Source organism: Pseudomonas sp. 8Z, assembly GCF_902506535.1.
Classification (GTDB): Bacteria; Pseudomonadota; Gammaproteobacteria; order Pseudomonadales; family Pseudomonadaceae; genus Aquipseudomonas.
Genome location: NZ_LR733825.1, coordinates 530,084 through 552,172 on the forward strand (window position 1 = coordinate 530,084; position 22,089 = coordinate 552,172).

15 protein-coding genes and 3 tRNA genes are annotated in these 22,089 nt (G+C 57.8%); 11 read left to right on the forward strand and 7 right to left on the reverse strand.

The annotated features are described in order from the left end of the window. The first annotated feature begins 20 nt into the window (after nt 1-20). Nucleotides 21-1,763, forward strand: coding sequence for an ABC transporter substrate-binding protein (locus tag AERO9A_RS06675; protein ID WP_159971138.1), 1,743 nt, complete (start codon nt 21-23; stop codon nt 1,761-1,763). 83 nt (nt 1,764-1,846) lie between these two features. Here AERO9A_RS06675 and folD read toward each other — a convergent pair whose 3' ends face one another. Then, nucleotides 1,847-2,701: a bifunctional methylenetetrahydrofolate dehydrogenase/methenyltetrahydrofolate cyclohydrolase FolD gene (gene folD, locus AERO9A_RS06680; RefSeq protein WP_159971139.1), complete on the reverse strand. Its 855-nt coding sequence runs from the start codon at nt 2,699-2,701 to the stop codon at nt 1,847-1,849. Between the two features lie 268 nt (nt 2,702-2,969). On the opposite strand from folD, the gene AERO9A_RS06685 reads away from it, so the two are divergent. The 9 genes from AERO9A_RS06685 (at nt 2,970) to AERO9A_RS06725 (ending at nt 11,859) form a co-directional block, all read left to right on the forward strand. Next, nucleotides 2,970-3,046: transfer RNA gene (locus AERO9A_RS06685), tRNA-Arg, on the forward strand. A 37-nt stretch (nt 3,047-3,083) separates the two neighbouring features. Beyond that, nucleotides 3,084-3,159: transfer RNA gene (locus AERO9A_RS06690), tRNA-His, on the forward strand. A gap of 55 nt (nt 3,160-3,214) precedes the next feature. After that, a tRNA-Leu gene (locus AERO9A_RS06695) sits at nt 3,215-3,299 on the forward strand. A 125-nt stretch (nt 3,300-3,424) separates the two neighbouring features. Further along, complete coding sequence (tig, locus tag AERO9A_RS06700) at nt 3,425-4,735, forward strand: trigger factor (protein WP_159971140.1); 1,311 nt, start codon at nt 3,425-3,427, stop codon at nt 4,733-4,735. A gap of 94 nt (nt 4,736-4,829) precedes the next feature. Then, nucleotides 4,830-5,471 carry an ATP-dependent Clp endopeptidase proteolytic subunit ClpP gene (clpP, locus tag AERO9A_RS06705; protein WP_159971141.1) on the forward strand — a complete coding sequence of 214 codons (642 nt, stop codon included), beginning with the start codon at nt 4,830-4,832 and terminating at the stop codon, nt 5,469-5,471. 107 nt (nt 5,472-5,578) lie between these two features. Further along, on the forward strand, nt 5,579-6,859 hold the full coding sequence (gene clpX / locus AERO9A_RS06710) for an ATP-dependent Clp protease ATP-binding subunit ClpX (protein ID WP_159971142.1): 1,281 nt from the start codon (nt 5,579-5,581) through the stop codon (nt 6,857-6,859). Between the two features lie 155 nt (nt 6,860-7,014). After that, the gene (gene lon, locus AERO9A_RS06715) at nt 7,015-9,411 is read left to right on the forward strand and encodes an endopeptidase La (RefSeq protein ID WP_159971143.1); all 2,397 of its coding nucleotides are present in this window, start codon (nt 7,015-7,017) and stop codon (nt 9,409-9,411) included. A gap of 134 nt (nt 9,412-9,545) precedes the next feature. Further along, nucleotides 9,546-9,818 carry a nucleoid-associated protein HU-beta gene (hupB, locus tag AERO9A_RS06720; RefSeq protein ID WP_010490206.1) on the forward strand — a complete coding sequence of 91 codons (273 nt, stop codon included), beginning with the start codon at nt 9,546-9,548 and terminating at the stop codon, nt 9,816-9,818. A 193-nt stretch (nt 9,819-10,011) separates the two neighbouring features. Next, on the forward strand, nt 10,012-11,859 hold the full coding sequence (locus AERO9A_RS06725) for a SurA N-terminal domain-containing protein (protein WP_159971144.1): 1,848 nt from the start codon (nt 10,012-10,014) through the stop codon (nt 11,857-11,859). An 85-nt stretch (nt 11,860-11,944) separates the two neighbouring features. On the opposite strand, the gene fabI is transcribed toward AERO9A_RS06725, so the two are convergent. From fabI to AERO9A_RS06760, 6 genes are read right to left on the reverse strand one after another with little or no spacing between them, the layout of a single operon-like run. Then, nucleotides 11,945-12,739, reverse strand: a complete 795-nt coding sequence (fabI, locus tag AERO9A_RS06730; protein ID WP_159971145.1) for an enoyl-ACP reductase FabI — start codon at nt 12,737-12,739, stop codon at nt 11,945-11,947. A gap of 28 nt (nt 12,740-12,767) precedes the next feature. After that, nucleotides 12,768-14,381: an ABC transporter ATP-binding protein gene (locus AERO9A_RS06735; RefSeq protein ID WP_159971146.1), complete on the reverse strand. Its 1,614-nt coding sequence runs from the start codon at nt 14,379-14,381 to the stop codon at nt 12,768-12,770. Nucleotide 14,382: 1 nt separating this feature from the next. Continuing rightward, nucleotides 14,383-15,402: an ABC transporter permease gene (locus AERO9A_RS06740; protein WP_159971147.1), complete on the reverse strand. Its 1,020-nt coding sequence runs from the start codon at nt 15,400-15,402 to the stop codon at nt 14,383-14,385. A gap of 3 nt (nt 15,403-15,405) precedes the next feature. Then, nucleotides 15,406-16,479, reverse strand: a complete 1,074-nt coding sequence (locus AERO9A_RS06745; RefSeq protein WP_159971148.1) for a microcin C ABC transporter permease YejB — start codon at nt 16,477-16,479, stop codon at nt 15,406-15,408. A 1-nt stretch (nt 16,480) separates the two neighbouring features. Next, nucleotides 16,481-18,637: an extracellular solute-binding protein gene (locus AERO9A_RS22440; protein WP_256665875.1), complete on the reverse strand. Its 2,157-nt coding sequence runs from the start codon at nt 18,635-18,637 to the stop codon at nt 16,481-16,483. Beyond that, nucleotides 18,634-20,463: an extracellular solute-binding protein gene (locus AERO9A_RS06760; protein WP_159971149.1), complete on the reverse strand. Its 1,830-nt coding sequence runs from the start codon at nt 20,461-20,463 to the stop codon at nt 18,634-18,636. Before AERO9A_RS06760 ends, AERO9A_RS22440 begins: the two co-directional genes overlap by 4 nt. A 204-nt stretch (nt 20,464-20,667) precedes the next feature. Here AERO9A_RS06760 and AERO9A_RS06765 point away from each other — a divergent pair, with 204 nt between their 5' ends. Further along, complete coding sequence (locus AERO9A_RS06765; protein WP_159971641.1) at nt 20,668-22,089, forward strand: HDOD domain-containing protein; 1,422 nt, start codon at nt 20,668-20,670, stop codon at nt 22,087-22,089.

Below are 22,089 nucleotides of genomic sequence, written 5' to 3' on the forward strand. Positions count from 1 at the left end.
ATCCTGAGATGGAGGTCTCTATGTTCGACAATAACAACAAGACCCGACATAGCATGGCGTTGGCTGCCCTGCTGGCGTTGTCCGGTTTGAGCGGTGCGGCCTGGGCGGATGCCTATGAAGAGGCCGCCAAGAAATGGATCGCTAATGAATTCAACCCCTCGACCCTGACGCCCGAGCAGCAGCTCGAAGAGCTGAAATGGTTCATCAAGGCTGCTGAGCCGTTCCGCGGCATGGACATCAGCGTGGTGTCGGAAACCATCACAACCCATGAGTACGAGTCCAAGGTGCTGGCCAAGGCCTTTAGCGAGATCACCGGGATCAAGCTGCGTCATGATTTGCTGCAGGAAGGCGATGTGGTCGAGAAACTGCAGACGCAGATGCAGTCGGACAAGAACATCTATGACGGCTGGGTCAACGACTCCGACCTGATCGGCACTCATGCGCGCTATGGCAAGGCCGTGGCCATCAGCGACATGATCAAGGGTGAGGCCAAGGACTTCACGTCGCCGACTCTGGATCTTCCTGACTTCATCGGTACGTCCTTCACCACTGGGCCGGACGGCAAGCTCTATCAACTGCCCGACCAGCAGTTCGCCAACCTTTACTGGTTCCGCGCCGACTGGTTCGAGCGCCCGGAACTCAAGGCCAAGTTCAAGGAAATCTACGGTTACGAGCTAGGCGTGCCGGTCAACTGGTCAGCCTACGAGGACATCGCCGAATTCTTCTCCAAGCACGTCAAGGAGATCGACGGTCAGCGCGTCTACGGCCACATGGACTACGGCAAGAAGGATCCGTCGCTGGGCTGGCGCTTCACCGATGCCTGGTTCTCCATGGCGGGCGGCGGTGACAAGGGCCTGCCCAATGGCCTGCCGGTGGACGAGTGGGGCATTCGCGTCGACGGCTGCCGACCGGTGGGTTCCACTGTCGCGCGTGGCGGTGCCACCAACGCCCCGGCGGCGGTGTTCGCCACGCAGAAATACGTCGACTGGATGCGTCAGTACGCGCCGCCGGAAGCTCAGGGCATGACCTTCTCCGAAGCCGGCCCGGTGCCGGCGCAGGGCGCCATCGCCCAGCAGATCTTCTGGTACACCGCCTTCACCGCTGACATGACCAAGCCAGGCTTGCCGGTGGTCAATGAGGACGGCACGCCCAAGTGGCGCATGGCGCCGTCGCCCAAGGGTCCGTATTGGGAGGAGGGCATGAAGCTCGGTTACCAGGACACCGGCTCCTGGACTTTCCTCAAGTCCACCCCGGAGAAGCAGCGCCTGGCCGCTTGGCTCTACGCCCAGTTCGTCACCTCCAAGACCGTCTCGCTGAAGAAAACCCTGGTCGGCTTGACGCCCATTCGCGAGTCGGACATCAACTCGCAGGCTATGACCGACGTGGCGCCCAAGCTTGGCGGGCTGGTGGAGTTCTACCGCAGCCCAGCGCGCGTGCAGTGGACGCCGACCGGCACCAACGTGCCGGACTATCCGCGTCTGGCGCAGCTCTGGTGGCAGTTCATCGCCGAAGCCGCGAGTGGCGACAAGACGCCGCAACAGGCGCTTGATGGCCTGGCTGCCGCGCAGGACACCATGCTCGGACGTCTTGAGCGTTCCGGTGTGCTGGGTGAGTGCGGGCCAAAGTTGAACGAGCCGCGTGATCCGCAATACTGGTTCGACCAGCCGGGCGCACCGAAACCCAAGCTGGCCAACGAGAAACCCAAGGGTGAAACCATCGCCTACGATAAGTTGCTCAAATCCTGGGAGCAGGCGCGCAAGTGAGGCCGATGCCTGTGTTATAGGAGCGGCTTCAGCCGCGAAAAAAACGGCACCCTTGGGTGCCGTTTTTCATTCAACCGTACCGCTTATTTATGCAGGTGCTCGGCCGCGTGCAGGGTATTTTCCAGCAGCCCGGCGCGAGTCATCGGGCCCACGCCACCCGGAACCGGAGTGATCCACCCTGCGCGGGGCAAGGCTGTGTCATAAACCACATCACCCACAAGCTTGCCGTCGTCCTGGCGGTTGATGCCGACATCGATGACGATGGCGCCTTCCTTGATCCACTCGCCCTTGACTAGGCCCGGCTTGCCTGCTGCGACCACGACGATATCGGCTTGACCGACATGGCCTGCCAGGTCCTTGGTGAAACGGTGGGTGACCGTCACGGTACAGCCTGCCAGCAGCAACTCCATGGCCATCGGGCGGCCGACGATATTTGAGGCGCCTACTACAACGGCATGCATGCCGTACAAATCGGCGCCAGTGCTTTGCAGTAGGGTCATGATGCCTTTCGGGGTGCACGGGCGCAGCAGTGGCATGCGCTGGGCCAGACGGCCAATATTGTAAGGGTGGAAGCCATCCACATCCTTGTCTGGGCGAATGCGTTCGAGCAACAAGGAGGAGTCGAGATGCTCAGGAAGCGGCAGTTGCACCAGGATGCCGTCGATGGTCGGGTCTTCGTTGAGTTCGTCGATCAGTGCGAGCAGATCGGCCTGGCTGGTCTCGGCCGGCAGATCGTAGGCGCGGGAAACAAAGCCGACCTCTTCGCAGTCCTTGCGTTTGTGTGACACATAGACCTGAGAGGCCGGATCGGTACCGACCAGGATCACGGCCAGGCCTGGCGCACGAAGGCCTTGCTCGCGGCGTTCGGCGACACGTTGGGCAATCTGCTGGCGGAGGCTGGCGGCGATCGCCTTGCCGTCGATCAGTTGTGCGGTCATTACGCTGGTTAACCATTAATAAGGATGAAAAAAGGACGCGCATTCTCGCATGGGTGCTCAACGGGGCAAAGGCGCCTACCGTCGTTTTCGCGTAACTCCTTTATATCGCTGAACTTTTTTTAAAATTTATGTTGACGAGGTGAGGGGGCGTCTATAACATTCGCCCCGCTTCTCAGGAACAGCCACTCGCTGGGTGAGACGGCAAAGGCCAAGCCCTTGTGGCAAGGCTGGAGTCGAAAGCTTTAAGTCTGCTCTGGCGGATGGATAAGCGCCCGTAGCTCAGCTGGATAGAGCATCCGCCTTCTAAGCGGATGGTCGCAGGTTCGAGTCCTGCCGGGTGCGCCATTTGGCGGTCAGGCAATTTGAGTAGCAATGCAATATGGTGGGCGTAGCTCAGTTGGTAGAGCACAGGATTGTGGCTCCTGGTGTCGTGGGTTCGATTCCCATCGTCCACCCCATATTCCAGAGCGCCAGGCCAAAAGCCTGGCGCTTTTGTTTTAAGCTGCAAACCACGCGGACGTGGTGAAATTGGTAGACACACCAGATTTAGGTTCTGGCGCCGCAAGGTGTGAGAGTTCGAGTCTCTCCGTCCGCACCATCTTACAAATCCCCCCGATTGCCGCCTGCTTCTAGGGTGACTTCTGCAAATTGACCCTCTAGAATGCTTGGCCTTGAATCGGGGCCGGTTCTAGTCGGCTTTTGTCTGTGCAACGAGGAATATCCATGCAAGTTTCTGTTGAAAGCACTTCTGCTCTTGAGCGTCGTATGACCGTCGGCGTACCCGTCGAACGTATCGAGACCGAAGTCAACAAGCGTCTGCAGCAGACTGCCCGTCGTGCCAAGGTTCCTGGCTTCCGTCCCGGCAAAGTGCCGATGAGCGTAATTCGTCAGCGTTATGAAGATGCTGCTCGTCAGGAAGCCCTGGGCGACCTGATTCAGGCCACCTTCTATGAGGCTGTTGTCGAGCAGAAGCTGAATCCGGCTGGCTCCCCCTCCGTTGAGCCGAAGTCCTTTGAGAAGGGCAAGGATCTGGAGTATGTCGCAACTTTCGAGGTATTTCCTGAGTTTCAGGTGACTGGTCTCGACAGCATCGCCATCGAGCGCCTGCAGGCCGAAGTGGTCGATAGCGATGTCGACAACATGCTGGACATCCTGCGCAAGCAGAACACGCGCTTCGAAGGTGTTGAGCGTGCTGCCGAGAATGGCGATCAACTGAACATCGACTTCGTTGGTAAGATCGACGGTGAAGCTTTCGCAGGTGGCAGCGCAACTGGTACTCAGTTGGTGCTGGGCTCCGGTCGCATGATTCCGGGCTTTGAAGACGCTCTGGTTGGCGCCAGCGCCGGTGAAGAGCGCGTGATCAATCCGGTCTTCCCTGAGGACTACCAAAACCTCGACCTGGCTGGCAAAACCGCGGAGTTCACCGTTACCGTGAACAGCGTTTCCGCGCCGCAACTGCCTGAGTTGAACGACGAGTTCTTCGCTCTGTTCGGCATCAAAGACGGCGGCCTGGAGGGTTTCCGCGCCGAAGTTCGCAAGAACATGGAGCGCGAACTGCGCCAAGCCATTAAGTCCAAGGTCAAGAATCAGGTAATGGACGGCCTGCTGGCTGCCAATCCGGTCGAAGTGCCGAAGGCGCTGATCGGCAATGAAGTGAACCGCCTGCGCGTGCAGGCCGTTCAGCAGTTCGGTGGCAACATCAAGCCTGATCAACTGCCAGCCGAACTGTTCGAAGAGCAAGCCAAGCGCCGTGTTGTGCTGGGGCTGATCGTCGCTGAGGTGGTCAAGCAGTTCGACCTGAAGCCTGACGAAGCCCGCGTGCGCGAGCTGATCGAAGAGATGGCCTCGGCTTATCAAGAGCCTGAGCAGGTTGTTGCCTGGTACTACAAGAACGACCAGCAGATGAACGAAGTACGTTCGGTTGTACTGGAAGAGCAAGTTGTAGATACTGTTCTGCAGAAGGCCAACGTGACCGATAAAGCGGTTTCCTACGAAGATGCAGTCAAGCCGGCGGAAGCTCCTCAAGCCGAGTGATCTAGTAACCTCGTTCGAGTACACCACCATAAGCCAGCCTTCGTGCTGGCTTATGCGTATTTGAGACATGACTATTTGGGAGTGAGCGCAAGACATGTCCCGTAATCCTTTTATGCAAAACATGCCTGAAATCCAGGCTGCTGGCGGCTTGGTGCCGATGGTTGTCGAGCAATCCGCTCGTGGCGAGCGTGCCTATGACATCTACTCGCGCCTGCTCAAGGAGCGTGTGATTTTCCTTGTGGGCCAAGTTGAAGACTATATGGCCAACCTGATCTGTGCCCAGTTGCTGTTTCTGGAAGCAGAAAACCCAGACAAGGATATCCACCTTTATATCAACTCTCCGGGCGGCTCCGTGACTGCAGGCATGGCCATCTATGACACCATGCAGTTCATCAAGGCTGATGTGTCCACCACCTGTATCGGTCAGGCGTGCAGCATGGGGGCTTTCCTGCTGGCGGGGGGGGCTAAGGGTAAGCGTTTCTGCCTGCCGAACTCGCGCGTGATGATTCACCAGCCGCTTGGCGGATTCCAGGGGCAGGCTTCTGATATCGAGATCCATGCCAAGGAAATCCTTTTCATCCGTGAGCGCCTGAACGAGCTGCTGGCCCAGCACACGGGGCAGAGTCTGGAGACCATCGAACGCGACACCAATCGCGATAATTTCATGAGCGCGTCGCGTGCTCTGGAATACGGTTTGGTCGATGCGGTGCATGAGAAGCGTCAAATGCCGGTTTAGATGCGGCGCTGAATGCGGGCATTATTCAGTGGCATAACCTGCGCCCTTGAAAATGCCCGCATTTGCCTTCATCTTGTGTTTCAAGCCTACCGTATTGGATTGATCGAATGACTGATACCCGTAACGGTGAGGACAACGGCAAACTGCTTTATTGCTCCTTCTGCGGCAAGAGCCAGCACGAAGTGCGCAAGTTGATCGCCGGTCCTTCCGTCTTCATCTGCGACGAATGCGTCGACCTGTGCAATGACATCATCCGTGAGGAGGTGCAGGAGGCACAGGCTGAGAGTAGTGCGCACAAATTGCCTGCTCCCAAGGAGATCAGTGGCATCCTGGATCAGTATGTGATCGGTCAGGAGCGTGCCAAGAAGGTGCTATCGGTGGCGGTATATAACCACTACAAGCGCCTGAATCAGCGCGACAAGAAAGATGATGTCGAGCTGGGCAAGAGCAACATCCTGCTGATTGGTCCGACAGGTTCGGGTAAAACGCTGCTGGCAGAAACGCTTGCGCGTCTGCTCAACGTCCCATTCACTATCGCTGACGCCACCACCCTGACCGAAGCTGGTTATGTGGGTGAGGACGTCGAGAACATCATTCAGAAGCTGTTGCAGAAGTGCGATTACGATGTTGAGAAGGCCCAGATGGGCATTGTCTACATCGATGAAATCGACAAGATCTCGCGTAAATCTGATAACCCTTCTATCACTCGTGACGTGTCGGGCGAGGGTGTGCAGCAGGCGCTGCTCAAGCTGATCGAAGGCACTGTGGCCTCGGTTCCGCCGCAGGGCGGGCGCAAGCATCCGCAGCAGGAGTTTCTGCAGGTAGACACGCGCAATATTCTGTTTATCTGTGGTGGCGCGTTTGCTGGCCTGGAGAAAGTTATCCAGGCGCGCTCTACCAAGGGCGGCATCGGTTTTGGTGCGGAAGTACGCAGCAAGCAGGAAGGCAAGAAGATCGGCGAATCCTTGCGTGAAGTTGAGCCTGACGATCTGGTCAAGTTCGGCCTGATTCCCGAGTTTGTCGGGCGTCTTCCGGTAATCGCAACGCTGGAAGAGCTGGATGAGGCTGCGCTGGTGCAGATTCTTACCGAACCGAAGAATGCGCTCACCAAGCAGTACGCCAAGCTGTTCGAAATGGAAGGCGTGGATCTGGAATTTCGCTCTGATGCGCTGAAGTCCGTTGCGCAGAAGGCGTTGGAGCGTAAAACGGGCGCTCGGGGCTTGCGTTCGATACTCGAAGGCATTTTGCTCGATACCATGTATGAAATCCCATCCCAGCAGGATGTGAGCAAAGTGGTAATCGACGAGAGTGTTATTGAGGGCTCGTCCAAGCCGCTTTTGATCTATGAAAACAGCGAGCCGCAAGCCAAAGCGGCACCAGACGCTTAAAGGGTGTTTGCTGTCATATGATGCAAAGAAGGGGCCTCACGGCCCCTTCGCTTTTCTGGATATTGCGCTTGTTTTTTGTGGGAGCTACCCCCATCTTTAAAGCCAAGGGTAATCCCGCCTGTTCACGGCCTTAGGGCCGCCGCTGAGCCGAAATCATGAAGACAACCATCGAATTGCCTCTCCTGCCATTGCGCGATGTAGTGGTTTATCCACACATGGTCATCCCGCTTTTCGTCGGGCGCGAGAAATCCATCGAGGCCCTTGAGGCAGCGATGACGGGCGACAAGCAGATTCTGCTGGTGGCCCAGAAGAATCCGGCGGTGGACGATCCAAGCGAGCAGGATCTGTATCGCGTGGGCACAGTTGCCACTGTATTGCAGTTACTCAAGTTGCCCGATGGCACTGTCAAGGTGCTGGTCGAGGGTGAGCAGCGTGGTGCCATTGAACGAATTTTCGAGGTCGAGGAGCACTGTCGTACAGAGGTGCAACTAATCGAAGAGGGTGAAACTGCCGAACGAGAGTCAGAAGTCTTTACTCGTAGCCTGCTGAGCCAGTTCGAGCAATACGTGCAGTTGGGCAAGAAGGTGCCGGCGGAGGTGTTGTCCTCGCTCAACAGCATCGACGAACCCAGCCGTTTGGTCGATACCATGGCTGCTCACATGGCCTTGAAGATCGAACAGAAGCAGGAAATTCTCGAAATTACCGGCCTATCTGCACGGGTTGAGCACGTCCTGGCGCTTCTGGACGCCGAGATCGACTTGCTGCAGGTCGAGAAGCGTATCCGTGGTCGCGTGAAGAAACAGATGGAGCGCAGCCAGCGTGAGTACTACCTGAATGAGCAGATGAAGGCCATTCAGAAAGAGCTGGGTGACATCGACGAGGGGCACAACGAGCTGGATGAATTGCGCAAGCGCATCGATAACGCTGGTTTGTCCAAGGAGGCGCTGATCAAGGCCAATGCGGAGCTGAATAAGCTCAAGCAGATGTCACCGATGTCGGCTGAGGCTACTGTGGTGCGCTCCTACATCGATTGGTTGGTGAACGTGCCGTGGAAGGCAGAGAGCAAGGTGCGCCTTGATCTGGGGCGCGCCGAGAGCATCCTTGATGCCGACCATTACGGTTTGGAGGAGGTTAAGGAGCGCATCCTTGAGTACCTCGCCGTGCAGAAGCGCGTGAAGAAGCTCAAGGGGCCGGTGCTGTGTCTGGTTGGCCCGCCTGGTGTGGGCAAAACCTCGCTGGCCGAGTCCATCGCTACAGCAACCAATCGCAAGTTTGTGCGTATGGCGCTGGGCGGCGTGCGTGACGAAGCGGAGATTCGTGGCCACCGCCGTACCTACATTGGTTCGATGCCTGGTCGTTTGATCCAGAAAATGACCAAGGTAGGCGTGCGCAATCCGCTGTTTTTGCTCGATGAGATCGACAAGATGGGCCAAGACATGCGCGGCGATCCTGCTTCTGCGCTGCTTGAAGTGCTCGATCCAGAGCAGAATCACAACTTCAATGACCACTACCTTGAGGTCGATTACGACCTCTCGGATGTGATGTTCCTTTGCACGGCCAACTCGATGAACATTCCTGGGCCGCTGCTAGATCGCATGGAAATTATCCGCCTGCCGGGTTACACCGAGGACGAAAAGGTCAACATCGCCACCAAATATTTGGCTCCCAAGCAGATCAAGGCCAATGGGCTGAAGAAAGGTGAGCTGGAGTTTGAAGAGGCTGCGATTCGCGACATCATTCGTTACTACACCCGTGAGGCGGGCGTGCGTAGTCTGGAGCGGCAAATCGCCAAGGTGTGCCGCAAAGCAGTCAAAGAGCACATCAGCGATAAGCGCTTCCAGGTCATCGTGACAGCGGACTCGCTTGAGCACTTCCTGGGGGTGCGTAAGCATCGCTATGGGCTGGCTGAGCAGCAGGATCAGATCGGTCAGGTAACAGGCCTGGCCTGGACGCAGGTTGGTGGTGAGCTGCTTACGATCGAGACAGCCGTGGTGCCTGGTAAGGGCAATTTGATCAAGACCGGCTCACTGGGTGATGTCATGGCCGAGTCGATGACGGCGGCGATGACGGTCGTGCGTAGTCGTGCAAAGAGCTTAGGTATCCCTGCAGACTTCAACGAGAAGCGCGACGTTCACATCCATATGCCTGAAGGTGCTACACCCAAGGATGGTCCGAGTGCAGGTATCGGGTTGTGCACGGCTTTGGTATCTGCGCTAACGCAGATTCCTGTTCGTGCTGATGTTGCTATGACGGGCGAGATCACTCTGCGTGGTCAAGTGCTGGCCATTGGGGGGCTCAAGGAGAAACTTCTGGCCGCTCACAGAGGGGGAATCAAAACTGTGATCATCCCCGAAGAAAATGTGCGAGATCTGAAAGAAATCCCAGAAAATATTAAGCAAGACCTGCAGATTAAACCGGTTAAATGGATTGACGAGGTCCTGCAAATTGCGCTGCAATACGCGCCGGAGCCCTTGCCCGATGCGGCTCCCGAGATAGTTGCAACGGATGACAAGCGCGAGTCTGATTCCAAGGAGCGAATCAGCACGCATTAGTCGGGTGGCTTCCTTGACACAATTTTTGAGCCCTTGTTATAAAGCGGCTCTTATTGTGTCAGCAGGCCATCCAGCGCCCGCTTTGCTTACACTAAAAATCAGAAACAAACTCAACAGAAATAAGGGGACTTAGAGTGAACAAGTCGGAACTGATCGATGCTATCGCTGCATCTGCTGATATCCCGAAAGCTGTTGCTGGCCGCGCGCTGGATGCAGTGATTGAATCCGTCACTGGCGCTCTGAAGGCTGGTGACTCCGTCGTACTGGTTGGTTTCGGTACCTTCGCTGTAAAAGAGCGCGCTGCTCGCACCGGCCGTAACCCGCAGACCGGCAATCCAATCAGCATCGCTGCTGCCAAGATCCCGGGTTTCAAAGCTGGTAAAGCTCTGAAGGACGCCGTCAACTAAGCGTCTTCTGGTTTGCCTCGTTATCTGGCTACTTGTCAGGTAATCGCCTGAAGGCGGAGCCGGGCGTCGTCGACGCCCCAGCAATCACTTCGGCACGTTACGAGAAGGCGCATCCATGGATGCGCCTTTCTTATATCTGGACATTACCCACACTGCGCGGCTGGTGATTTTGTACGGTCGCTCTGGGGGAAGCATGCTGCAAAATATCAGGGACAATTCACGCGGTTGGATTGCCAAAATCATTATCGGCCTCATCGTGATGCTGATGGCCTTTACTGGCTTTGAAGCCATTGTTACGGGTGCCAGCAACCGTAACAACGCCGCGGAAGTCAACGGCGACACCATTACGCTCAATGAGCTGGGGCAGGCGGTTGAGATGCAGCGCCGTCAACTCTTGCAGCAATTGGGGCGTGATTTCGATGCATCGCAACTCGATGAGAGGCTGCTGCGTGAGGCTTCGCTCAAGGGGCTGATCGATCGTAAGCTGCTGCTGCAGGGGGCTCATGATGCTGGGTTTGCCTTCTCGCAACCGGCGCTGGATCAGGTCATCTTGCAAACACCAGAGTTCCAGACCGAGGGGCGTTTCGATCCTGCGCGTTTCGATCAGGTCATCCGCCAGATGGGCTATACGCGCCTGCAATTCCGCGAGATGCTTGAAGAGGAAATGCTGATCGGGCAACTGCGTGCAGGGCTGGGCGCGAGTAGTTTCGTAACCGAAGATCAGGCGCGTGCATTCGCCAACCTGGAGCGTCAGACGCGCGATTTCGCTAGCCTCGTGATCAAGGCTGATAGCGCTGCGATGAAGGTTAGCGATGAGGATGTGAAGTCCTACTATGACGAGCATGCCGCTGACTTCATGAGTCCTGAGCAGGTTGTGCTGGAGTACGTTCAGCTAGATAAGGACAGCCTCTTTGATTCGGTCAATGTGACCGATGAAGAACTGCAGCCGCTCTATCAGAGTGAAATTGCCAATCTCGCTGAGCAGCGCCAAGCAGCGCATATCCTGATAGAAGGCGATGACGACGCGGCGAAGAAGAAAATCGAAGAAATCAAGGCGCGTGTCGATGCTGGTGAAGACTTTGCGGCATTAGCCAAGGAGTTTTCTCAGGATCCGGGTTCTGCTGCTAATGGTGGTGACCTTGGCTATGCAGGCCCTGGTGTCTACGATCCAGCTTTCGAACAGGCCCTGTATGCGCTCAAGCCTGATCAGGTCTCTGAGCCTGTGCGCAGTGAGTTCGGCTGGCACTTGATCAAGCTTTTAGGGGTTCAAGCGCCCGAAGTACCTAGCTTTGATAGCCTCAAAGATAAACTGGCTCGTGATTACAAGGCTCAGCAGGTCGAGCAGCGCTTCGTGGAGGTGAGCAAGCAACTTGAGGATGCAGCGTTCGAAGCTTCGGACCTGGCTCAGCCAGCCCAGGATTTGGGGTTGCAGGTCAAAGTCACCGAGCCGTTTGGTCGAGAGGGTGGGGCCAGTGGGATCACGGCAAATCGCCAGGTACTGCAAGCTGCTTTCAGCCCGGAAGTGCTGGAAGACGGTAATAACAGCTCTACCATTGAGCTTGATCCGAACACTGTCGTAGTGGTCCGCGCCAAGCAGCATCTCCAGCCTGAGCAATTGCCTCTGGAGCAGGTTGCCGAAAGTATTCGCGGTCATTTGCAGCAGGAGCGTGCGACTGCTGAAGCCAAGGCCGAGGGTGAGCGTCTTCTTGCCGAGGCCAAAGCAGGTAAGGGCGATAGCAAGGACTGGTCGGTGCAAGAGGCTGTCACTCGCAGCCAGGACGGCATTGAGCCCAAGGTGTTGCAGGCGCTGTTCCGCATGCCTAAGCCGGAGTCCAAGAATGCGCCTTCCTATGCCGGTGTCGTGCTCAACAATGGTGATTACGTGGTGCTGCGTCTCGATGGCGTCAGCGTCCCTGAGGCGGCACTGAGCGCTGAGGATTTGGCAACGTATCGCAACTTCTTGGCGTCGCGTGAAGGTCAGCAAGATTTCGCGGCTTACCGCAAAGAGCTGCAGGCCAAGGCTGACATCGAGCGCTTCTGATCGAAGGCGCGGTGTCTCCCCGAGGCGTCGATGCAAACAATAAAAAACCCGCACTTTGTGCGGGTTTTTTATTGGCTCGGAGAAATTACTCTTCCATCGGGCCCATCGCGGTGGTGTTGAAACCGCCGTCGACGTACATGATTTCACCGCTGACGCCGGAGGCAAGGTCGGAGCAGAGGAAGGCCCCGGCGTTGCCGACTTCTTCGATGGTGACGTTGCGGCGCAGCGGGGTCTGACGCTCGTTGGCGGCGAGCATCTTGCGGAAGCTGGCGATGCCGCTGGCGGCCAGGGTGCGGATCGGACCGGCGGAGATGGCGTTGACGCGAGTGCCTTCCGGGCCAAGGCTGCCTGCCAGATAACGTACGCCTGCTTCCAGGCTGGCCTTGGCCATACCCATGACGTTGTAGTTGGGCATGGTGCGCTCGGCACCCAGGTAGGAGAGGGTGAGCAGGCTGCCGTTGCGGCCTTTCATCATCTCGCGACCTGCCTTGGCCAGGGCGACGAAGCTGTAGGCGCTGATGTCGTGAGCGATCTTGAAGCCTTCACGGGTGGTGACGTCGGTGAAATCGCCGTTGAGTTGATCACCTGGAGCAAAACCCACCGAGTGAACGATGCAGTCCAGGCCGTCCCACTTCTTGCTCAGCGCTTCGAACACAGCGGCGATTTCTTCGTCGTTGGCCACATCGCAAGGGAAGCACAGGTCGGCGCTGGAGCCCCAGCCTGCAGCGAATTCTTCGACGCGGCCCTTGAGCTTTTCGTTCTGATAGGTGAAGGCCAGCTCGGCACCTTCGCGGTGCATCGCTGCGGCGATGCCCGAGGCGATGGACAGTTTGCTGGCTACGCCAACGATGAGTACGCGCTTACCGGTTAGAAAACCCATTGTGCTATTCCTCTTCCTGTTTCAAGGATCAGTGAGCAACTGCTGGAGCCAAAAAGGCAGCTTCCAGCAGTTGCTGCGTATAAGGGTGCTGTGGTGATTTGAAAATCGCGTCTGCCGAGCCGTGTTCGACTACCTGGCCCTGCTTGACCACCATCAACTGGTGACTCAGCGCTCTGACTACCGCCAGGTCATGGCTGATAAACAGATAGGTCAGGTTGTACTTGGCTTGTAAGCCGCGCAACAGTTCCACCACTTGGCGTTGAACCGTGCGGTCGAGCGCCGAAGTGGGCTCGTCCAGTAGGATCAGCGCCGGTTTCAACACCAGTGCCCGAGCAATGGCAATCCGCTGCCGTTGCCCGCCTGAAAACTCATGGGGGTAGCGGTGCCGCGTTTGCGGATCCAGCCCTACCTCCAGAAGTGCGTCGATGATCGCTTGTTCCTGTTGCGCGTCAGTACCGATGCCATGGATGCGCAGGCCTTCGCCGATGATCTGAGCCACCGACATGCGTGGGCTAAGACTACCGAACGGATCCTGAAACACTACCTGCATCTGCCGTCGTAGAGGGCGCACCTCTTTTTGCGACAGCCCCTGCAACTGCTGGCCCTGAAAACGAATATCTCCGCGGCTACTCAGTAGCCTGAGGATTGCCATGCCCAGCGTGGATTTACCGGAACCACTCTCACCGACTATACCCAGGGTCTGACCCTGGGGTAGGGTGAAGTTGATGCCGTCCACAGCCTTCACATGATCGACGGTTCTGCGTAGCAGGCCCTTTTTGATCGGGAACCAGACACGCAGATCATCGACCGCCAGCATAGTTTCACCTGCTGGGTTGGCTGCAGGCTCGCCGCTAGGCTCGGCACCCAGCAGCTCCTGGGTATAGGGATGCTGCGGAGCTTGGAACAATTGTTCACACGACGCTTGTTCGACGATGCGACCGCGCTGCATGACACATACTCGATGCGCAATTCTTCGCACCAGGTTCAGATCGTGGCTGATCAGCAGCAACGACATGCCCAGACGGGCCTGTAGATCCTTGAGTAGCTCGAGGATTTTCAGTTGCACGGTGACGTCCAGCGCAGTGGTCGGCTCGTCAGCGATTAATAATTCCGGCTCGTTGGCCAGCGCCATGGCGATCATTACACGTTGGCGTTGGCCGCCGGAAAGCTCATGCGGGTAGGCCTTGAGGCGTTTCTTCGGTTCAGGGATGCCGACCAGTTCCAGTAGCTCCAGCGTGCGTGCGCTGGCGGCCTTGCCGCGCAGCCCTTTGTGCAGGGCCAGCACCTCGTTGATCTGCTTCTCGATGCTGTGCAGCGGATTGAGCGAGGTCATCGGCTCCTGGAATACCATGGCAATGCGGTTACCACGGATGCCACGCAAGCGACCCTCGCTCAGTTTGAGCAGATCCTCGCCAGCATAGTCGATGCTGCCGACTGGGTGACGGGCGAGCGGGTAGGGCAGCAGGCGCAGGATGGAGTGCGCGGTGACCGATTTGCCCGAGCCGCTCTCGCCGACCAGGGCCAGGGTTTCGCCTTTGCGGATCTCAAAGCTGACGTTTTCCACGACCCGTTGGGCGTGCTCGCCGGTTACGAATTCGACGGCCAGGTCGCGAACCTGCAGCAGGGTTTCAGGTTGGCTCATGTCATTTCCTTGGATCGAAAGCATCGCGGGCAGCTTCGCCGATGAACACCAGCAGGCTCAGCATGATCGCCAGCACAGCGAAGGCGCTGATGCCCAGCCAGGGTGCCTGCAGATTGCTCTTGCCCTGAGCGACTAACTCGCCGAGTGACGGCGCGCCAGGCGGTAGGCCAAAGCCGAGGAAATCCAGGGCAGTGAGGGTGCCGATGGCGCCGGTGAGGATGAAGGGCATGAAGGTCATGGTCGAAACCATGGCATTGGGCAGAATATGGCGGAACATGATGGCGCCGTTGCTCATGCCCAGCGCGCGGGCTGCGCGCACGTACTCCAGATTGCGGCCACGGAGGAACTCGGCGCGTACTACGTCGACCAGGCTCATCCAGGAAAACAGCAGCATGATGCCCAGCAGCCACCAGAAGTTCGGCTGCACGAAGCTGGCGAGGATGATCAGCAGATAAAGCACTGGCAGGCCCGACCAGATCTCCAGAAAGCGCTGGCCGATCAGGTCTACCCAGCCGCCGTAGAAACCCTGCAGGGCACCGGCAATTACGCCGATCACCGAGCTGGCCAGCGTTAGCGTCAGAGCAAATAGCACCGAGATGCGGAACCCGTAGATCACGCGTGCCAAGACGTCGCGCCCCTGATCATCGGTGCCTAGCCAATTCTGTGGCGAAGGTGGTGCGGGTGCCGGAACCTGCAGGTCGTAGTTAATGCTTGAGTAGCTGAAGGGAATCGGCGGCCAGATCATCCAGCCTTCTTTGGCCGCGATCAGCTCCTGGATGTAGGGGCTTTTGTAGTTGGCCTGCAGGGGAAATTCGCCACCGAAGACTGTCTCCGGGTAGCGCTTGAGCACCGGGAAGTACCACTGCCCGTCATAACGTACCGCCAGTGGTTTGTCATTGGCGATCAGTTCAGCGCCGAGGCTGAAGACGAACAAGATCAGAAATAACCAAAGTGACCACCAGCCACGTTTGTGGGCTTTAAAGCGCTCGAAGCGGCGCTGGTTGAGCGGCGATAATTTCATATCTCAACCCTCCCGGCTTTCGAAGTCGATGCGTGGATCGACCAGGGTGTAAGTGATATCACCGATCAGTTTCACGACCAGCCCTAGCAAGGTGAAGATGAACAGGGTGCCGAACACCACTGGGTAGTCGCGGTTGATCGCCGCCTCAAAGCTCATCAGGCCCAGGCCGTCGAGGGAAAAGATGACTTCGATCAGCAGGGAACCGGTGAAGAAGATGCCGATAAAAGCTGCCGGGAAGCCGGCGATGATCAGCAGCATGGCGTTACGGAACACATGCCCGTAGAGCACGCGCCGGTTGTTCAGGCCCTTGGCGCGTGCGGTGGTCACGTATTGTTTACCGATCTCGTCGAGGAAGCTGTTCTTGGTCAGCAGGGTCAGCGTGGCGAAGTTGCCAATCACCAGTGCTGTCACTGGCAACACCAGATGCCAGAGGTAATCGAGAATCTTGCCGCCCAGGCTAAGCTCGTCGAAGTTGTTGGAGGTCAGCCCACGTAGCGGAAACCAGTCCCAATAGCTGCCGCCGGCGAACAGTACGATCAGCAGGATGGCGAAGAGGAAGGCTGGGATGGCGTAGCCGATGATGATGGCTGAACTGGTCCAGACGTCGAAAGCGCTGCCATGCCGGGTGGCCTTGGCGATGCCCAACGGGATCGACACCAGGTACATGATCAGGGTGCTCCACAGGCCCAGGGAGATGGACACCGGCATCTTCTCGATGATCAGGTCGATGACCTTGGCGTCGCGGAAGAAACTGGAGCCGAAATCCAGGTGCAAGTAGTTGTTGAGCATGATCCAGAAGCGTTCCGGCGCCGATTTGTCGAAGCCGTACATCTTCTTGATTTCCTCGATCAGTTTCGGGTCCAGGCCTTGCGCGCCACGGTAGTCGGAGCCAGCCACCGAGACTTCGGCGCCGCCACCGGCGATGCGGCTAGTGGCGCCATCAAAACCCTCAAGTTTGGCGATCATCTGCTCCACTGGGCCGCCAGGGGCCGCCTGGATGATGATGAAGTTGATCACCAGAATGCCGAATAGGGTTGGGATGATCAGCAGTAAACGGCGCAGGATATAGGCCAACATGTTATTGCGTCGCCTCCGTGTCGGCCGGTTGTGCGGGTATGTCTTGGCGTACCCACCAGGTGTTTTGGCCGATATCGTAGAGCGGCGTCACTTTCGGGTGCTCGAAGCGGTTCCAGTAGGCCACGCGCCAGGTTTTGATATGCCAGTTGGGAATCACGTAGTAGCCCCACAGCAGCACGCGATCCAGGGCACGGGTATGCTCGATCAGGCTTTGCCGCGAATCAGCGTTGATCAATCCCTCGACTAACTGATCCACGGCTGCGTCCTTCAGACCAATGAAATTGCGGCTGCCAGGGTTGTCCGCGCTGGAGGAGTGCCAATATTCGCGCTGCTCGTTACCCGGAGAGTTGGACTGGCCAAAGCCGCCAACGATCATGTCGTAGTCGCGTGAGCGCAGGCGGTTGATGTACTGCGAAACGTCAACGCGGCGGATGACCATATCGATCCCCAGATCAGCCAGGTTGCGTTTGAAGGGCAGCAGTACGCGCTCGAACTCAGCCTGCGCCAGAAGAAACTCGAAACTTACCGGTTGACCATTGGCATCAAGCATGCGGTCGCCATCGATGCGCCAGCCGGCCTGCTGCAGGAGTTGATAGGCGCGGCGCTGTTGCTCGCGGATGATGCCGCTGCCGTCGGTTTGCGGCACGCGAAACTCCTCGTTGAACACCTCGGCGGGGATTTTGCCACGCAGCGGTTCGAGTATTGCCTGTTCGGCCTCACTCGGCAGGCCGCTGGAGGCCAGCTCGGAGTTGTCGAAGTAGCTGCGTGTGCGTGTGTAGGCACCATTGAACAAGCGCTTGTTGGCCCATTCGAAGTCAAATAGCAGACCCAGCGCTTCACGTACTCGGCGATCCTGAAAGATCGGTTTGCGTGTGTTGAAGATGAAGCCCTGCATGCCGGTGGGGTTGTGGTTCTGTATTTCTTCCTTGATCAACTGACCGTTGGCCACAGCGGGGGTGCTGTAGGCACTGGCCCAGTTTTTTGCGCTCATTTCCAGCCAGTAATCGAACTGTCCGGCTTTGAGTGCCTCAAGCGCGACCGTGTTATCGCGGTAGTAGTCGATATGGATACTGTTGAAGTTGTAGAAACCGCGGCTGACTGGTAGGTCCTTGCCCCACCAGTCTGGAACGCGCTCGTAGCGGATGCTGCGCCCGGCCTGAACGTCACTGACCTTATAGGGGCCGCTGCCCAGAGGGACTTCCAGGTTGCCTTTGCTGAAGTCGCGCTTGAGCGGCAGCACGCGGAGCTGGCGCAGCGCTTCAATCAGCAAGTCATTGGCAGGGTGGCGCAGCTTCAAGCGCAGGCTGTGCGTGTCTGCATCGTCGATATCGGTAATTGCCGTCAGAGGGGATTTGCTCTGGCTAGCGCTCTCGATGGCGACCTGCAGATTGCGACGTAGTGTGTCCAGATCGAGCCGCTTGCCATCTTCCAGGTGCGGCTCATCCTGCAGGCGCACGATGATCGCATGACCTTCTTCCTCAGGTTGGATCGCGGCACTGATGCGCTCATCACCGAGCAGTGGCTGCTGCTCGGCCTGGCTGTCGTCGAGGGCATTCCACCAGTGCTCTGGCAGAACGGGCAATTGGCCAAGAATCAGAGGTAACTCTCGATTGCCTGCATGCTTGAAGATGAAGCGCACGCTGCGTGCAGACTCGATTTCGACCCGTTCGACGTCGGCGTAGTAACCGCGGTACATGGGTGTGCCTTTCTTCATCAACGTGTCGAAGCTGAATTTCACGTCCTTGGCGGTGATGGGCGTGCCATCGTGAAAACGAGCTGTGCTACGCAGGTGAAAGCGCACCCAGGCGTTGTCGGGAGCTTTTTCGATCGTGTCGGCGATCAGTCCATATGCGGTGAAGGGTTCATCCAGACTCTGCACGGTCAATGTGTCATAGATCAGGCCGATGTCGTCGGCAGGCACGCCTTTGTTGATGAAGGGGTTGAGGCTGTCAAAACCACCGAACCCGGCCTGGCGGAAGGTGCCGCCTTTGGGGGCGTCGGGGTTGGCGTATTCGAAGTGCTTGAAGTTGGCTGGATACTTCGGGGCCTCGTCGTACAGCGTGACGGCGTGCTGAGGCGCGGCGAAGGCAAGGCTGGACAGGCCGAGCAGAATAAGGCTGCTGCCGTGAAGCAGGAAGCTGCGCAGCGGGTTTGTCATCGGGCGTTCTCCGAGGGCTTCAGCCACCAGGTACGCAGGCCCAGGGTATAGGGCGGCGTGGTGACGAAGGCGAACCGGTTGCGGTACGCCAGGCGGTGATAATTGATGTACCAGTTAGGGATGCTGTAGTACTGCCAGAGCAGCACGCGATCCAGTGTGCGGGTGGCGGCGATCTGCTCGTCGCGGGTTTGTGCAGACAGCAGGCGGTCGATCATTTCGTCCACCACCGGGTTGTTGACGCCTGCGTAATTCTTGCCACCGCGCACATCAACCTGGCTGGAGTGGAAATACAGTCGTTGCTCCAGGCCTGGGCTCAGGGTTTGTGGCAGGGTCAGCAGGATCATGTCGTAGTCGTACTGATCGAGGCGCTGTTTGTATTGGGCGCGGTCGACGGTGCGCAGGTTGGCGTTGATGCCGATGCTGGCCAGGTTGGCGGTGTAGGGTTGGAGGATGCGTTCGAGGCTGGGGTTGACCAGCATGATCTCGAATTCGAGGCGTTCGCCGCGGGCGTTGCGTAGTTCCTGGCCAACAGGCTTCCAGCCGGCCTCTGCCAGCAAGCTGAGTGCGCGGCGCAGGGTTTCACGCGGGATGCCGCGGCCATCGGTCATCGGTTGAGTGGGCGCCTGGGTAAATAGCTGTGCTGGCAACTCGTCTCTATGCGGTGAGAGCAGCAACCACTCGGCGCCTTCGGGCTTACCGGTCGCGGAAAATTCGCTATTGGGGTAATAGCTGGCTGCCCGCACGTAGGAATTATTGAACAGTGCGCGGTTGGTCCATTGGAAGTCGAACATCAAACCCAGCGCTTCACGTACACGTCGGTCGCTAAACAGCGCGCGGCGTGTGTTCATGAACAATGCCTGGGTTTGTGTCGGTATTTGGTGTGGGATTTCGGCGCGAATCACATCGCCACGCGCGATGGCAGGGAAGCGGTAACCATTGGCCCAGTTCTTGGCCTGGTTTTCGATGTAAAAATCAAATTCACCGGCCTTGAATGCTTCGAAAGCCACATTGTTGTCGCGGTAGAACTCCACCTCGACGCGGTCAAAGTTGTACTTGCCGCGATTGACGGGTAGATCTTTACCCCACCAGTTTTTGACTCGCTCGAAGACCAGGCTGCGCCCTGGAACCACCTGAGTGATACGGTAAGGGCCACTGCCCAGTGGTGGTTCGAAGGTAGTGGCTTTGAAATCGCGACCTTTCCAATAGTGCTGAGGCAGCACTGGCATTTCGCCCAGACGCAGGATTAGCAGTGGATTGCCCACGCGTTTGAAGACAAAACGAATGCGGTGGCGATTGAGGATGTCGACGCGTTTGACTTCCTGAAGGTTGGTGCGGTACTGCGGGTGGCCCTCGCTGCGCAGCAGCCGGTAGGAGAACGCCACGTCATAAGCGGTGATTGGCTTGCCATCATGAAAGCGGGCCTCGGGCCGCAAGTTGAATACGACCCAGCTACGATCCTCGCTGTATTCGACGCTCTTGGCGATCAATCCATAACTCGATGCCGGTTCGTCGCCGGATGGATCATAAGAGCCGGTACCCACCATTAACGGCTCATTCAACTCGTTGACCCCGTACTGCAGGAAGTGTGCAGTGGAGACAGGGCTGCTGCCTTTGAGCGTGTAGGGGTTAAGCGTGTCGAAGGTGCCGGACGCCATGACCCGCAGAGTGCCGCCTTTCGGCGCTTCTGGGTTGACCCAGTCGAAATGGGTGAAACTGGCCGGGTATTTGAGTGCACCGAACTGCGCATAGCCGTGGCTTTCGCTGATGGCCGCATAGGCGGGAAGGCTCAAGACCACGCTGAGAAACAGTAGGGAGAGAAAACGCATCGGGGGGAAATCCGATCCTTCGCGGCTTTTGGGCTTCTAGCTCGGTACAGTAACAGCTTGTCCTGACAGGAAAAAGAGTGGCGTTTGCGACCGCTGACAGAGCAATGAGCGGTGTATGCCTGAAGCAGACTCGCGATAGCGGCACTTTGGCATACACTTGAGAAAAACGATGAGGATGCCAACTTGGTCGAACGCACTCATGGTATGCAGTCATGGATCGACCGTCTGAGCCAAGCCGAACTACCTGCGCTAACTTCCGTTGTCCGTGATTTGCAGCACCTGTCTCAGCAGAGTGATGCCTCCGTTCAGCAACTTGCCGACATCTTATTGCGTGATGCGACGCTCACGTCCAAGGTGCTACGCGTTGCTAACAGTGTTTATTACAACCCATCTCAAGAAAGCATTCGAACCATCTCGCGGGCTATCGTGCTGATTGGCTTTGACAACGTGCGCCTGATCAGCCTGTCGGTAAGCCTGATTGACGGCTTACTGACTTATGCGCCGCGTCAGCAATTGCTGGAGTTACTGGCGCGTTCGTTCCATGCCGCCGTGCAGGCGCGCAATTTGGGCAGTTATGTGCTCGGTAGCCATGCCGAAGAGGTGTTTATCGCGGCGCTGCTTCACCATCTTGGTGAGCTGGCTTTCTGGAGTTGCGGCGGGGGGCAGGTCGACGAGCTAACGCTTGCACTTGAGGCGCCGGGAGTGGAGCAAGACGAAGTCGTGCGCGAGGTGCTGGGCACCAGTTTCAGGCAATTGACTCAGGGGTTGGCGAAAAACTGGGGGCTTGGTGAATTGGTCAGTCTTGCGCATGGCGGCAGCAGCCATGCCGATCCGGCGCTGAAGGCTGTTCAGTTGGGCGTCAAAATCAGCGAAGCGGCTTTGCAGGGTTGGGGGGCGCCCGCTATGGAAGACGTGCTGGCCAAGGTTGCGCCTTTTGTTGGGCTGACGGCCGAAGAGGCCTTACAGCAGGTGCTGGCCAGTGCCGATGAGGCGGTCAAGGTGGCTTCGACATTCGGCGCCGGAAAGTTGTGTCGGCTCATTCCCAGTACCGATCCCGAGCAGGTTCTTGGGCAGCAGCAGATGCGCAAGGCGAGCCTGTTGCAGCCAGATTTGCTGGTGATGCAGCAGGCGTTGCAGGATCTGGGGTTAATGGCCAATCAGCGTGGTGATGTTGGCCTCATCCTTGAAACTTTGCTCAAAGGTTTGCACCGTGGCGCTGGTCTGGAGCGCGTGATGCTTGCCGTATTGGCCGATGAACAGCGTTTTTTCAAGGCCAAGCGCGTTGTTGGTGAGCAGGCCGAGCAATGGCTGAGCGAGTTCATCTTGCCGGCCGTGCAGGCGGAGCAGCCACACATCTTCAGTTACGCACTGCGTCATCGCGAGGCTATCTGGATGGGGGTGCCCGCTACCTACAGCCTCAACGAGCTGGTGACCTTGCCCATTCGGCAGAGCCTCGGTACGGGCATGTTCTTCATCGCCCCACTGATGGCCGGTAATCGGGAAGTTGGCGTGCTGTATGGTGACTGCCGCGTCTCAGGGCGAGCGCTGCGGCATGAGCAGTTCGTGGCGTTTCAACGCTTCACCTTGCTGGCCGGGCGTTGCCTGGGGGCGCTGAGCCGACGCTGA